At 71.6% G+C, this 14,164-nt stretch carries 12 protein-coding genes and 1 pseudogene; 6 read left to right on the top strand and 7 right to left on the bottom strand.

Annotated features, from left to right (window positions below; all coding sequences use genetic code 11):
- Positions 1 to 96: 96 nt before the first annotated feature.
- Positions 97 to 177, bottom strand: a pseudogene (locus IM697_RS45665) (VapC toxin family PIN domain ribonuclease); the annotation flags it as partial.
- Between the two features lie 184 nt (positions 178 to 361).
- Positions 362 to 1,417, bottom strand: a complete 1,056-nt coding sequence (locus IM697_RS07135) for a LacI family DNA-binding transcriptional regulator (protein ID WP_194045756.1) — start codon at positions 1,415 to 1,417, stop codon at positions 362 to 364.
- 376 nt (positions 1,418 to 1,793) lie between these two features.
- Here IM697_RS07135 and IM697_RS07130 point away from each other — a divergent pair, with 376 nt between their 5' ends.
- The 4 genes from IM697_RS07130 (at position 1,794) to IM697_RS07115 (ending at position 6,611) form a co-directional block, all read left to right on the top strand.
- Entirely contained in the window at positions 1,794 to 3,110 is a 1,317-nt protein-coding gene (locus tag IM697_RS07130) for an ABC transporter substrate-binding protein (protein WP_194045753.1), read from the top strand.
- The gene (locus tag IM697_RS07125) at positions 3,107 to 4,138 is read left to right on the top strand and encodes a carbohydrate ABC transporter permease (protein ID WP_194045751.1); all 1,032 of its coding nucleotides are present in this window, start codon (positions 3,107 to 3,109) and stop codon (positions 4,136 to 4,138) included. The genes IM697_RS07130 and IM697_RS07125 overlap by 4 nt, the downstream gene beginning before the upstream one ends.
- The gene (locus IM697_RS07120) at positions 4,135 to 5,037 is read left to right on the top strand and encodes a carbohydrate ABC transporter permease (RefSeq protein WP_194045749.1); all 903 of its coding nucleotides are present in this window, start codon (positions 4,135 to 4,137) and stop codon (positions 5,035 to 5,037) included. Before IM697_RS07125 ends, IM697_RS07120 begins: the two co-directional genes overlap by 4 nt.
- Before the next feature lie 155 nt (positions 5,038 to 5,192).
- Positions 5,193 to 6,611: a GH1 family beta-glucosidase gene (locus IM697_RS07115; RefSeq protein WP_194049621.1), complete on the top strand. Its 1,419-nt coding sequence runs from the start codon at positions 5,193 to 5,195 to the stop codon at positions 6,609 to 6,611.
- 119 nt (positions 6,612 to 6,730) lie between these two features.
- Here IM697_RS07115 and IM697_RS07110 read toward each other — a convergent pair whose 3' ends face one another.
- The 3 genes from IM697_RS07110 to IM697_RS07100 form a co-directional block, all read right to left on the bottom strand.
- Positions 6,731 to 8,158, bottom strand: coding sequence for a glycoside hydrolase family 18 protein (locus IM697_RS07110; protein ID WP_194045747.1), 1,428 nt, complete (start codon positions 8,156 to 8,158; stop codon positions 6,731 to 6,733).
- 120 nt (positions 8,159 to 8,278) lie between these two features.
- On the bottom strand, positions 8,279 to 9,682 hold the full coding sequence (locus IM697_RS07105; RefSeq protein WP_194045744.1) for a sensor histidine kinase: 1,404 nt from the start codon (positions 9,680 to 9,682) through the stop codon (positions 8,279 to 8,281).
- The gene (locus IM697_RS07100; protein ID WP_194045742.1) at positions 9,679 to 10,383 is read right to left on the bottom strand and encodes a response regulator transcription factor; all 705 of its coding nucleotides are present in this window, start codon (positions 10,381 to 10,383) and stop codon (positions 9,679 to 9,681) included. The genes IM697_RS07105 and IM697_RS07100 overlap by 4 nt, the downstream gene beginning before the upstream one ends.
- Positions 10,384 to 10,481: 98 nt before the next feature.
- Between IM697_RS07100 and IM697_RS07095 the strand changes: the two genes are divergently transcribed.
- Positions 10,482 to 11,003, top strand: a complete 522-nt coding sequence (locus IM697_RS07095; RefSeq protein ID WP_194045740.1) for a hypothetical protein — start codon at positions 10,482 to 10,484, stop codon at positions 11,001 to 11,003.
- A gap of 19 nt (positions 11,004 to 11,022) precedes the next feature.
- Here IM697_RS07095 and IM697_RS07090 read toward each other — a convergent pair whose 3' ends face one another.
- A complete protein-coding gene (locus IM697_RS07090) occupies positions 11,023 to 11,892 on the bottom strand; it encodes a spermidine synthase (RefSeq protein ID WP_194045738.1) in 870 nt (289 codons plus the stop codon).
- Positions 11,893 to 11,938: 46 nt separating this feature from the next.
- The gene (locus IM697_RS07085; RefSeq protein WP_407699611.1) at positions 11,939 to 12,403 is read right to left on the bottom strand and encodes a hypothetical protein; all 465 of its coding nucleotides are present in this window, start codon (positions 12,401 to 12,403) and stop codon (positions 11,939 to 11,941) included.
- 276 nt (positions 12,404 to 12,679) lie between these two features.
- On the opposite strand from IM697_RS07085, the gene IM697_RS07080 reads away from it, so the two are divergent.
- On the top strand, positions 12,680 to 14,149 hold the full coding sequence (locus tag IM697_RS07080; protein WP_194045735.1) for an NsdA family TPR-like regulatory protein: 1,470 nt from the start codon (positions 12,680 to 12,682) through the stop codon (positions 14,147 to 14,149).
- The last annotated feature ends 15 nt before the right edge of the window (positions 14,150 to 14,164 follow it).

Raw genomic sequence — 14,164 nt, 5'->3', positions numbered from 1 at the left:
GGTGTCCTCCGCGTGCTGTCCGACTCTGTTTGGTCCAACAGGGTGCGTACCCGTCATGTCGACGGACGGATCCCTCGAAGGCCTCGTCTGATGCGGGTGCCCTTCCCAGGCAACCAACGCCCCGGGGGTACGGAAGAGGTGCCACAGCGCCGAGGTGTCCAGGAGGTACGTGATCACTCGAAGGCCGCCCGGCGTGCCCGCTTGGCTGCTTCATGAGCCGCTGCCGCCGCGTCGAACTCCCCGCGCGCCGCGTGCTGCCGAGCGCCTCGTCATCCAGATCGATCTGGGTCACGGTCACGCCGACCACCTCCATGTTGACGACGTTGTCAACTGGCATACGTCGCCGACATTCGCTCCGCCCTCACGACGACGCCCGCTCCTCCAGCTCCGTCGCCAGCACCACCTGCGCCCGCTCCAGCCCCCGCGACGCCGCCGGACGCCGGTCCGCGATCTCGCTCAGGAGGAGGTCGATCATGCGGCGGCCCATCTCCTCGATGGGCTGGCGGACGGACGTCAGCGGCGGGTCCATGTGGCGGGCGATGGCGGAGTCGTCGTAGCCGACCAGGGCGACGTCGTCGGGGATGCGGCGGCCCGCCTCGCGCAGCACCTGGCGGGCGCCCGCCGCCGTCACGTCCGACGCCGCGAAGACCGCGTCCAGGTCGGGGACGCGCTCCAGCAACGCCCGCATCGCCCTCGCGCCGCCCTCCTCGGTGAAGTCGCCGGGCTCGATCAGCCGCTCGTCCACCTGATGCCCGGCGTCCCCCAGGGCGTCGCGGTAGCCGTCGACGCGGCGCTGGGCGCCGTAGACGTCGAGGCGGCCGGTGATGTGGGCGATCCTCCCCCGGCCCCGGGCCACCAAGTGCTCCACCGCCGACCTCGCGCCGCCGTAGTTGTCCGAGTCGACCGAGGTCAGGGTCTCCGCCGCCGATCTCGGGCCGCTGATCACCGCCGGGATCTCGAGCTGGGCCAGCAGATCCGGCAGTGGGTCGTCCGCGTGGACCGAGACCAGCAGGACACCGTCGACACGGTGTGCCGCCAGATACTGGGCCAGCCGGCGGCGTTCCTTGTCGCTGCCCGCGAAGATCAGCAGGAGCTGCATCTCGGTGTCGCCGAGCTCGGCGCCGACCCCCTTGAGCATGTCCGAGAAGTACGGCTCCGCGAAGAACCGCGTCTCCGGCTCGGGCACGACCAGCGCGATGGCGTCCGTACGGTTCGCCGCCAGGGCACGGGCGGCCGTGTTGGGAACATAACCGAGCTCCGCGACCGCCGCCTCCACCGCGGCGCGGGTCGCGTCACTGACCCGGGGCGAGCCGTTGATCACCCGGGAGACGGTGCCCCGTCCCACGCCCGCGCGGGCCGCCACCTCTTCGAGGGTGGGCCGGCCACCGCTCCGCCCCCGCACTCCGTGGCTTGCCATGGGCTCCGCCTTCCCGCCGTTGTCTCGTCGCTGGCCTGGAATTTAACAGTCCCGTCCGGTGCGGTGACCCCAGCCGGGAGCCGGCGCCCCAGGACCCCCCGCGCCGAGCCTCGGCGGACCCTCGTCCGCGATCGCCGGACCGGCTCACGAGGTCCAGTTAACAGCCCGATAACTGAACGCATCTCTCCGCGCTCCCACCCTTGACACCCCCGCCCCGACCGACGAACCTTCAACACATCACATGTGGGAGCGCTCCCACAGTACCTGACACATACACATCCCGCACGTTCCCCGCCCGAGCCGCAGCGTGAAGAATGAACGGGCCCAACAGTGCAGTTGGCCGGGGGGTCGGCACGTCAGGCAACAGGAGGACGCAATGCGCACGAGTACCCGCGGGTCCCGCCGGCTGATGGCCCTCGCGGCCGCGGCCGCGCTGACGACAGGGCTGCTCGCCGGCTGCGCCGAGGACTCGGACGACGGCCCTTCGAACGAGGGCGGAGGCGGCGGCAAGACCACTCTCACCGTCGGCACGTTCGGCACCTTCGGCTACAAGCAGGCCGGCCTCTACGACGAGTACATGAAGCTCAACCCCGACATCACCATCAAGGAGAACGTCACCACCAAGACCGACGTCTACTGGCCCAAGGTCCTCACCCGCCTGCAGGCCGGTGCCGGTACCGACGACATCCAGGCGATCGAGGTCGGCAACGTCACCGAGGCCGTGCAGACGCAGGCCGACAAGTTCGTCGACCTCGGCAAGGAGGTCGACAAGTCCCAGTGGCTGGACTGGAAGAACGCCCAGGCCACCACCAAGGACGGCAAGCTGATCGGGCTCGGCACCGACATCGGTCCGATGGCCGTCTGCTACCGCAAGGACCTGTTCCAGAAGGCCGGCCTGGAGACCGACCGCACCAAGCTCGCCGAGCAGTGGAAGGGCGACTGGGGCAAGTACGTCGACCTCGGCAAGGAGTACATGAAGAAGGCGCCGAGCGGCACCAAGTTCGTGGACTCCGCCTCCTCCGTCTACAACGCCGTCCTCAACGGTGCGAGCGAGCGGTACTACGACAAGGACGGCAACGTCGTCTGGGAGAAGTCCGCGGGCGTGAAGACGGCGTGGGACACCGCCATGGAGGTGGCGACCAGCGACATGTCGGCGAAGCTGAAGCAGTTCGAGAAGCCGTGGGACCAGGGCTACGCCAACGCCACCTTCGCCACGGTGGCCTGCCCGGCCTGGATGATCGGCTACATCCTGGAGCAGTCCGGTGACGCGGGCAAGGGCAAGTGGGACGTGGCGGCGGCGCCGACCGCGGGCAACTGGGGCGGTTCGTTCATCGGCGTGCCGACGGCGAGCAAGCACCAGAAGGAGGCCATCGCGCTGGCGAAGTGGCTGACCGCGCCCGAGCAGCAGGCGAAGGTCTTCGCCAAGCAGGCGAGCTTCCCGTCGGCCCCGTCGGCGTACTCGACCCTGAAGCCGGCGGACGCCACCACCGAGTACTTCTCGAACGCGCCGATCACGGAGATCTTCTCCGCCTCGGCCAAGACGATCCCGACCCAGTACTTCGGCGTCAAGGACCAGCCGATCGGCACCGCGCTGACCGACATCGGCATCCTCCAGGTCGAGCAGAAGGGCAAGAGCCCTGAGGAGGGCTGGGACGCGGCCACCGAGGAGATCAAGGACGTGCTCGGCCAGTGACCAGCTCCAAGCAGGCCCTCGCGCACTCCGCGTCGAGCGCCGACGCCGCGCCCGGTGAGCAGCCGGGCGCGGCCGGCCGCGCGCACGGTCGCGGTACGCCGCCTGAGCCGGGCCCGGGTTCCTGGCGCAGCAAGCTGTACCGCTGGGACATGAAGGCGTCGCCGTACGCGTTCATCTCCCCCTTCTTCATCGTGTTCGGCGCGTTCTCGCTGGTCCCGCTGCTGTACACGGCCTGGTACTCGCTGCACAACGTGCAGCTGTCCGACCTGGACGGCCAGTCCTGGGCCGGGCTGAAGAACTACGAGAACCTGCTGTCCTCGGACTTCTTCTGGAACTCGCTGTGGGTCACCTTCACCATCGGCGTGATCTCCACGGTGCCGCAGTTGCTGATGGCGATCGGCCTGGCGCACCTGCTCAACTACAAGCTGCGCGGCTCGGTCGTGTGGCGGGTCGTGATGCTCACCCCGTACGCCACCTCGGTGGCGGCGGCGACGCTGGTGTTCGTGCTGCTGTACTCCTGGGACGGCGGCATGATCAACTGGATGCTCGGCTTCGTCGGGATCGATCCGGTCAACTGGACCGAGTCCGACTGGGGTTCGAAGTTCGCCGTGTCGACGATCGTCATCTGGCGGTGGACGGGCTACAACGCGCTGATCTACCTCGCCGCCATGCAGGCGATCCCGGCCGATCTGTACGAGTCGGCGGCGATCGACGGCGCCAACCGCTGGCAGCAGTTCCTCCACGTGACGATCCCGCAGCTGCGGCCGACGATCCTGTTCACGGTGGTCGTCTCGACCATCGGCGCGACCCAGCTCTTCGGCGAGCCCCTGCTGTTCGGCGGGGTCAGCGGCTCGAAGGGCGGCTCGGGTCACCAGTTCCAGACGCTCGGGCTGTACATGTACGACCAGGGCTGGATCATCGGCAACCTCGGCAAGGCGTCCGCGATCGCCTGGTCGATGTTCCTGATCCTGCTGATCGTCGCCGCGGTCAATCTGCTGATCTCCCGACGGCTGAGGAAGTCCCAATGACAGCGACCCAACTGACTCCCCCTCAGACCGGGAAGAAACCGCCGTCCCGGCGGGAACGGAAGCGCGTGATGGGCGCGGGCAAGCAGCTGCACGCCGGCCCGGTCACCTATGTCGTGCTGACCCTGTTCGCGCTGGTCTCGCTGGCCCCGCTGGTGTGGACGGCGATCGCGGCCTCGCGCACCAACGCCCGGCTGGCGCAGACCCCGCCGCCGCTGTGGTTCGGCGGCAACCTGTTCAAGAATCTGGAGACCGCGTGGGAGGAGGCCGGGCTCGGCACCGCGATGGTCAACTCGGTGATCGTCGCGGGCACGATCACGGTCGCCACGGTGCTGTTCTCCACCCTCGCCGGTTTCGCCTTCGCCAAACTGCGGTTCAAGTTCTCGAACGTTCTGCTGCTGCTGACGATCGGCACGATGATGGTGCCGCCGCAGCTGGCCGTCGTCCCGCTGTATCTGTGGATGGCGGACCTCGGCTGGTCCAACCAGCTGCAGACGGTCGTCCTGCCGACGCTGGTGACCGCCTTCGGTGTGTTCTTCATGCGGCAGTACCTGGTGCAGGCGCTGCCGACGGAGCTGATCGAGGCGGCGCGGGTGGACGGCGCGAGCAGTCTGCGGATCGTCTGGCACGTGGTGTTCCCCGCGGCCCGGCCCGCGATGGCCGTTCTCGGCCTGCTGACCTTCGTGTTCGCCTGGAACGACTTCCTGTGGCCGATCATCGCCCTGAACCAGGAGAACCCGACGGTACAGGTCGCGCTCAACTCGCTCGGCACCGGCTATGTCCCCGACCAGTCGGTGATCATGGCGGGCGCCCTGCTCGGCACCCTGCCGCTGCTGATCGCCTTCCTGCTGTTCGGCAAGCAGATCGTGGGCGGCATCATGCAGGGCGCGATCAAGGGCTGACGCCCGGTCGCACTCGTCTCGGCCGTACGACTCCGGGGGCCGCGTCACCGCCGCCCCGGCCCTCGGGTCCCTTCCCCCCTTCCCCCTCCTCTCCCCTACCCGTACCCGCGTCGGTCTCCACGACCTCCTATGGGAGCGCTTCCATGCCTGAGCCCATGTCCTCCGTGTCCTTTCCCCCCGCCTTCCTCTGGGGCGCCGCGACCTCCGCCTACCAGATCGAGGGAGCGGTGCGCGAGGGCGGCCGTACCCCCTCCATCTGGGACACCTTCAGCCATACGCCGGGCAGGACGGCCGGCGGCGATCACGGTGACATCGCTGTCGACCACTACCACCGCTACCGCGAGGACGTCGCGCTGATGGCCGACCTCGGCCTGAACGCGTACCGCTTCTCCATCTCCTGGTCGCGCGTCCAGCCGACGGGCCGGGGCCCGGCGGTGCAGGTGGGCCTGGACTTCTACCGCCGCCTGGTCGACGAGCTGCTCGCCGCGGGGATCAAGCCCGCCGTCACCCTCTACCACTGGGACCTGCCGCAGGAGCTGGAGGACGCGGGCGGCTGGCCGGAGCGGGACACGGCGTACCGGTTCGCCGAGTACGCGCAGATCGTCGGCGAGGCGCTCGGCGACCGGGTGGAGCAGTGGATCACCCTCAACGAGCCGTGGTGCAGCGCGTTCCTGGGCTACGGCTCGGGCGTGCACGCGCCGGGCCGCACCGAACCGGAGGCCACGCTGCGGGCCGCCCACCACCTGAACCTGGCCCACGGCCTGGGTACGTCGGCCCTGCGCTCGGTGATGCCGGCCCGCAACTCGGTGGCGCTGAGCCTCAACTCCTGCCCGGTGCGGCCGCTCTCGCAGGACGCCGCGGACCTGGCGGCGGTCCGGAAGATCGACGACCTGGCCAACGGGGTCTTCCACGGCCCGATCCTGCACGGCGCGTACCCGGAGACGCTGTACACGGCGACGGAGCTGATCACCGACTGGTCGTACGTCCTGGACGGCGATCTGGACGCGATCAACCAGCCGCTCGACGCGCTGGGGCTGAACTACTACACCCCGACGCTGGTCTCGTCGACCGAGACCGAGCTGTCCGGCCCGCGCGCCGACGGCCACGGGGCGAGCGAGCACTCGCCGTGGCCCGGCGCGGACGACGTGATGTTCCACCAGACGCCGGGCGAGCGCACGGAGATGGGCTGGAGCATCGACCCGACCGGCCTGCACGAGCTGATCATGCGCTACAGCCGCGAGGCCCCGGGCCTGCCCCTGTACATCACCGAGAACGGCGCGGCCTACGACGACAAGCCCGACCCCGACGGCCGCGTCCACGACCCCGAGCGCATCGCCTACCTGCACGGCCACCTCTCCGAGATCCGCCGCGCCATCTCCGACGGCGCCGATGTCCGGGGCTACTACCTGTGGTCCCTGCTGGACAACTTCGAGTGGGCGTACGGCTACGAGAAGCGGTTCGGCGCGGTGTACGTCGACTACGCGTCCCTCGCCCGGACGCCGAAGTCGAGCGCGCACTGGTACGGCAAGGCGGCTCGGACCGGGGCGCTGCCCGCGGTCGACGAGCTGCTCTAGAGACCCGGGGGAATCGGGCCGGGGGACGGGGCGCGGCGCGTCTGGGGGACGTGCCGCGCCCCGCGGTCACCGCGCCCCGGCCGGATGGGGGGGAGGGCCGGCCGGGACGCGGCTCGGCGCTACTTGCCGTAGGCCGCGAACGCCTTGGAGAAGGCGAACTTCTCCTGGAGGATCGAGCTGCACGTCGCGTCCGCCGCCGGCTTCTCGCCGCCCGCGCACTGCTTGTCGCGGGTCGCCGACCACATCGACAGCCAGCCGAGGCCCTTGGACCTGGCGAAGTCCACCAGCTGGGTGGCGTCGTCGACCTTGAAGACCTCCGTGGTGACGTCGTTGACGCCGATCATCGGGGTGACCGCGACCGTCTTCCAGGCCGCGCTGTCGGAGAGACCGAGGACGCTCTTGACCTGGGCCTGGGTGGCGGTGGCCGCCTGTTCGGCGTAGGTGCCCATGTCGTCGCTGTACGCGGGGCCGTAGTCCATGGCCATGATGTTGACGGTGTCGATCTTCACGCCGTTCCGCTTGGCGTCGGACAGCAGGTCGACGCCCGGTTGGGTCAGGCCCTCCGGCATGACGGGGAGGGTGAAGGAGACGTCCAGGTTCGGGTGCCGCTCCTGGAGCTCGGCTATCGCCCGGGCGCGGCGGGTGTTGGCCGCGGTGTCCGGCAGCGCGCCGCCCTCGACGTCGAAGTCGACCTTGGTCAGCTTGTACGCGTCCACGACCTTGCCGTACGCCGCCGCCAGCGCGTCGGCCGAGGAGCAGGTGGTCGCCAGCTCGCTGCCGGCCGCGCCGCCGAAGGAGACACGGACGTCGCCGCCCTTGGCGCGCAGGTCGCCGATCTGGGCGGCCACCGCGTCGCCGCCGAGGTCGGTGACACCGCCCCATTTCGGGGTGCAGCCGCCGCCGTCGGTGATGAAGGCGAGGTTGTAGTTCTTCACGCCGGTCGCCTCGGCGCTCGCCGCCATGTCGAAGGCGGGGTGGAGGGAGGTGTCGATGTACGGGGCGAATCCGGCGCTCGCCTCCGTCCCGGTGCCGGGGCTCTGCGTGGGCTCGGTGGTCGCGGAGGGAGTCGGGGTCGGCTTCGGTGACCGGGTCGGGCGGCCGCTCGGCTCCGGTGTCGCGGTGTCGTCCGCGCCGCACTTCGCGTCGTCGATGAGACAGCCCGTCGGAGCGGCCGTGCCGTTGACCACGAAGCCGACCGTCACCGACTCGCCGGCGGCCAGCCCGTCCGAGTCCCACTTCGGCGGTGTCACGGTGACATGCCGGCCGCTCACGCTCGACTCGGCGTTCCACAGCGAGCTCAGCTTCGATCCCGACGGCAGGTCGAACTGAAGTGTCCAGTCCCTCTTCGCCTGGCCGCTGTTGTTCGTGACGACGTACTGCGCGGTGTAACCCGTCGACCAGTCACTGGTCCTGGTGTACGCCGCGTCGACTCCGGCCGCCTGCGCGGTACCGGTGAAGACGATCGCGCCACCGCCGACCGCGGCCGCGGCGACGAGACCGCCGATCGCCTTGGTCCTGCCGCTGACCCTGCGCCGGTGCGTACTCATCGCGTGCCTGCCTTCGCTCTTCGCGGGGATTTCCCGGGGGTGGGGTGCGGCAGCACGCTAGCGATCTCGAATCGGGCAAAGCGCCTGATCCGGGCGGTGGTCGGGGACCTTAGGGTGCGCTTAAGGAAGGGATCGGGGGCGGTTAAAGGTCGAGACCAATCTGCCGGGACGGCGGCGCCGCACCGACCCCCGGTGCCCCCTGCGCACCGGCTCCCGCCCGTCGAGCTGGATCCAGATCCGCACCTCGGTGCCGCCCAGCACCGACGACCCGATCCGCACGTCCCCGCCCGTCGACTCCGCGAGCCGCCGCACGATGTCAAGGCCCAGCCCGGTCGACCCGGCGCTGCCCGAGCCCCGCCCGCGCGCCATGGCCGCCTCGGGGTCGGCTATGCCGGGCCCCGCGTCGGACACGAGCACGATCACCGCGTCCTCACCGTTGTGCACGTCGACCGCGAAGGCCGTGCCCTCGGGGGTGTGCCGGAAGACGTTGCCGAGCAGGGCGTCCAGCGCGGCCGCCAGATCCGCCCGGGCCACGGGTATGCGCACCGGCCGGTCCACGCCGGCCACCCGCACCTTGCGGCCCTCGTCCTCCGCCAGCGCCGACCAGAAGGCCATCCGCTCGCGCACCACCTCGGCCGCGTCGCACCCGGCGCCCGGACCGGCCGCCACCGTCTGCGGCTTGGCGTCCCGGGCCGTACGGATGATGGTGTCGACCTCGCGCTCCAACTGGGCCACGGCGGCCCGGGTCTGCTCGGCGGCCGGACCGTCCCCGAGCGAGGCCGCGTTCAGCCGCAGCACGGTCAGCGGGGTGCGCAGGCGGTGGGACAGGTCGGCCGCCAGCTCCCGCTCGTTGGCGAGGAGTTGCACCACCTGGTCGGCCATGGAGTTGAACGCGACCGCGGCCAGCCGCAGTTCGTTCGGCCCCTCCTCGGGCACCCGGGCGCCCAGCTTGCCCTCCCCCAGCTCGTGCGCGCCCTCGGCCAGGCGCTGCGCGGGCCGCACCATGCGTACGCCCAGCCGGTCGGCGACCGCGACCGACCCTACGATCAGCGCCAGGCCGACCCCGGCGAGCACCGCCCAGGCCGTGGCGAGGCCGTTGGTGACCTCGGCCTCGGGGACGTACACCTCGACGACGGCTATCTCGCCGGAGCTCAGCGCGACCGGTTGCAGGAGCGTGGAGCCGCCGGGGACCTCCGTGGTCGAGGCCCGCCCCAGCCGTCGTACCGTCGCGATGTCGCCGTCGGCGGCGCGCTGCCGGCCGAGGTCGACGGCGGCCGCGTCACCGGAGGCCGGTATGTGCAGGGCCATGCCCGCGTCCGAACCGGCCGCGGCGACGACCCGCTCGAGCTGGTCCCGGTCGGTGGTGATGGACAGCGCCGGGGCGACGGCCGCGGCCTCCCGCTCGGCGTTGGAGAAGGCGCGGTCGCGGGCCATCTCCCGGATGACGAGTCCGAGCGGCACGGCGAAGGCGACCACGACCATGGCGGTGACCGCCAGGCTGACCTTGACCAGGGCCCACCTCATCGCGGCGGCTCCCCACCGGGTGGTTCCAGCTTCACTCCGACGCCGCGCAGCGTGTGCAGATAACGCGGTCGCGCGGCCGTCTCCCCGAGCTTGCGCCTGAGCCACGACAGATGGACGTCGATCGTCTGGTCGTCGCCGTACGACTGCTGCCACACCTCGGCGAGCAGCTCCTTGCGGGGTACGACCACTCCGGGCCGGGCGGCCAGGAAGGCCAGCAGGTCGAACTCGCGGCGGGTGAGGTCGAGTCGGAGACCGTCCAGCTCGGCCTGGCGGCGCAGCGGGTCGACGGTGAGGCCGCCGACGCGCAGCACGGTCTCCGGCGGCAGCTCGCCCGCGGCGCCCCGGGAACGCCGCAGGACGGCCGCCATGCGGGCCGAGAGATGCTCGACCGAGAAGGGCTTGGTGAGGTAGTCGTCCGCCCCCGCGTTCAGCAGCCGGACGATCTCCGTCTCGTCGTCCCGCGCGGTGGCGATGATCACCGGCACGTCGGTGATCCCGCGCAGCATCTTCAGGGCCTCGGAGCCGTCCAGGTCGGGCAGACCGAGGTCCAGGACGACCACGTCGAAACGGAAATGGGCGACCTCGCGCAGCGCCTCCAGCGCCGTCCCGACACTGCGCACGGTGTGCGCCGCGTCGGTCAGGTGCCGGATGAGCGCCGAGCGAACGAACGGGTCGTCCTCGACCACGAGCACACTTGCCATGCGCCGCACCGTACGCCATGCGAGGGACGACATCCGGGGCCTGTGGATAACTCGGACCGTGTGCGGCCCATGAGACCCGTGAGGCAGTATGGCCCGCGATGCGCAGAGGACTCGTACACCTACTGGCTTGGTCGCTCGCCACGGGCGCGGCGGTCACGCTGTCGTGGTGGGGTGTCCACACGGTGATGGCGGGCACGGTGTACGACCGCCCGCGCGCCCTGCCCATCACGGCGGCCGACGCGACGGCGCAGGGGTCGAAGCCGCTGGCGTCGTCGACGCGGTCCCCCCGGCGGCCGACGCCGTCGAAGAGCCCCTCGCCGAAGCCGACCGGGACGCCCCGCACCCCGGCCCCCTCGAAACCGCCGGCGAACACCCCGAGCCCCTCCCCCACCACGTCCGGCCAGGTCAAGAGCTACGACACCAGGGGCGGCCGGGTGGTCTTCGACATCGGCACCGCCTCCGCGGCCCTCGTCTCGGCCACTCCCGGCGCGGGCTGGTCGATGCAGGTGTGGAAGACGGAGACGTGGATCCGGGTGGAGTTCGGCTCGGGCGCGGACCGGGTGTCGGTGTTCTGCACGTGGCACGACGGGCCGCCGAGGGTGGAGATCGGGAGCTACTGAGTCGCCGGCACCGGCACCGTCACCGGAACACGGACGGTGGCGGCGCCGGGGAGGCCACCGCCGCGAGGTCGGTCACGGGAAGGGCCCCACCGGTGAAGTCGGTGAGCGCCTTGCCGTGCTCGACCCGGGCGGGGTGCGGGTCGGAGGCGGCGCTGCGGGTCAGTTCGGCGATCGGCAGCGGTCGGTCGGAGGCGACGAGCACGGCGTTGCCGAAGCGCTTGCCGCGCAGTACGGCCGGGTCGGCTACCAGGGCGAGTTCCGCGAACCGGTGGGCGGCGGTGGCGATCTGGCCGCGCAGATGCGCGAGCGGCGGGCCGTCGGCGAGGTTGGCGGCGTACACACCGCCGGGTGCCAGGGCCCGGCGTACGTCGTCGAGGAACTCCGTCGAGGTCAGATGGGCGGGGGTGCGGGTCCCGCTGAAGACGTCGGCGATGACGAGGTCGGCCCACTCGTCGGGCACCTTGGCGAGCCCGTCCCGGGCGTCGGTCGAGCGCACCCGGATCCGCGCGCCCGGATCCAACGGCAGTTCCCTCCGGACCAGTTGGACGAGGGCGGCGTCGCGCTCGACGACCTGCTGGGTGGAGCGGGGCCGGGTGGCGGCGACGTAGCGGGCGAGGGTGAGGGCGCCGCCGCCGAGGTGGACCGCCCGGACGGGTCCGCCGGGCGGGGCGGCGAGGTCGATGACATGACCCAGGCGCCGCTGGTACTCGAAGGACAGGTACGCCGGGTCGTCCAGGTCGACGTGCGACTGCGGGGCCCCGTCGACGAGGAGCGTCCAGGCCCGGGCGCGGTCCCGGTCGGGTATCAGCTCGGCGAGCCCGCCGTCGACGCGTTCGACGACGGCTTCGGCCGCTGCCGCCCGGCGCCGGGTGTTCCTGGACCTTCCCATGGGGTCATTGTCGCAAGCGGGCGCCCGTGCCGCCCGGTCGGCCGTGTCACCGGCAGTTGTCGGCCGCTTCGATGAGCCGCGCCGCCTCGCCCAGCGCCGCCCGCAGCACCGCGGGATCGGTCGCCAGCTCCGCCTCGCCGGGCGGCAGCAGCCAGTCCGAGCCCTCGACCGGGGGCTCGGGGTTCAGGTTCAGGCCGCGGCCGTCGGTCTCCGTGCAGGTGCTGCCGGGCACGTCCCAGGCGGCCGCGGTGCCCGGCGGGACCACGAAGCCGAGGGTGTCGCAGCCGTCGTCATGCAGGACGGGTCCCACCGCCTCGCCGGCCCCGCGCCGCAGGATGTCGACCGCCTCCAGGCCCTGTCGCGTCGGCACGGTGACCACGTCGCACCCCGTCTCCGGGTCGCAGCACCGGCCCGGCGGCCGGCTGCACTCTGCGGTCGGCGCGTGCCCCGCCGTGGTCGACGGCGTACGAGGAACGATGCTCTGGCTGGTCTCCATCCCGACCTCCACCACGGAACCCCTTTTGCAGTCCGAAGAGTTCAACGCGGCACGACGTCAACGGCTACGGCGGAAGTGCGCCGCAAAGGATGGCAGTTCATGGCAGATCACGTATGAGATATCCGGTTTGTAGCCAAACCCTGCGTGGCGGGTCCGATACAGCAGGTACGTTCTTGCCCGCCGGACGCAAGGGCACCACACGGATATTCGGTACGGGCACCAGGTACGGACATTCGGTCAACTCGCCCCCGTTCCGGCATGGTTCGACGGTTCGCACGAGAGGACCCGGCCATGACGTCGTCAGAGCTGACCTCGTCCCAGCCCCCCAGGCCACCGCGGCCGAACCTCGCGTTCCGGCAACTGCGCGGACAGCGCTCGCCGGCCGAGTTCGCCGCGGTGGTACGACGGGCCGCTCGCGAGATCGGTGAGCGGGTGAGCTGTGACGCGCGTTACGTCGGACGGGTCGAGGCCGGCGAGATCCGCTGCCCCAACTACGCGTACGAACGGGTGTTCCTGCACATGTTCCCCGGCCGCACCCTCACCGACCTCGGCTTCGCGCCCCGCTCGTCCGTACGCGGACGCCGGGCGCACAGCGAGGAGGACGCGCCCCCGGTACGCACCACGAGCCCGGCGTGCACCACAAGTGAGACGCCCGGGGCCCAGGAACCGTATGACCCGCTGAACCCGCAGGACCCGTACGACCCGTACGGCACAGAGCAGAACCACGAGAACCACGAGGAGAGCGACGTGCTACGTCGCGCATTCATGACCGGCGGGGGCGCCACAGTGGCCGCCGCCTCGTTGGGCCCCCTGGGCCTCGCCTTCGACGCCGCGGCTGCGGAACGTCCCGTCCGACGCGTCGGGGGACGCGAGGCGGACGCACTCGAGGAAGCCGTACGCCGCATCCGGCTGCTCGACGACCGGCACGGCGCCGACGGCCTCTACCGCCGCGCCGCCGCGCCGCTGCGCGCCGCCTACGCACTGCTCGACGCCGGTACGACCCGGCAGGCGACCGGCGAGCGGCTGCACGCGGGCGCGGGTGAACTGGCCATCTCGGTGGGGTGGCTGGCGCACGACTCGGGGCGGTTCGACGACGCCCGCTCGCACTACGCGGAGGCGTTGGCCACGGCACGGATGGCCGGGGATCCCGCCCTGGAGGCGCACGCCTTCTGCAACACGTCCTTCCTCGCGCGGGACGCGGGCCGGCCCCGCGAGGCGGTCCGGGCGGCGCAGGCCGCGCAACGCGTCGCGCGCGCCCTGGGCTCCTCCCGCCTGATGTCGCTGCTGACGCTGCGCGAGGCCGGCGGATGGGCGGGGCTCGCCGACCGCACCGGCTGCGAGCAGGCCCTCGTCCGGGCACAGGCCCTGTTCGGGCGCGGCCACTCGGACGCCGACCCCGAGTGGATGAGCTTCTACGGCGAGGCAGAGCTGGAGGCCCTCGAGGCGCAGTGCTGGTCGATACTCGGCAACTGGCCGCGCGCGGCACGGCACGCCGCGCGCGCGGCGCAGCTCCAGGACCCGCACTTCACGCGCAACATCGCCCTCTACACGGCGGAACTGGCGGACGACCTGGCCCGCGGGGGCCGTCCCGACGAGGCCGCCGCGGCCGGGATGCAGGTGCTGGACCTGCTGGACCAGGTGCAGTCGTCACGGGTGCAGACGATGCTGGCGGGAACCGCGCGGGTGCTGCTGCCGCACCGGCGGGCGAGCGGGGTGTCGGCGTTCCTGGAACGGCATGCTTCGGTGCCGCGGACGGTGTGAGCCCCGGGGGGCGGG

The organism is Streptomyces ferrugineus (genome assembly GCF_015160855.1).
GTDB classification, from domain to species: domain Bacteria; phylum Actinomycetota; class Actinomycetes; order Streptomycetales; family Streptomycetaceae; genus Streptomyces; species Streptomyces ferrugineus.
This window is presented reverse-complemented; position numbering and strand designations above follow the sequence as displayed.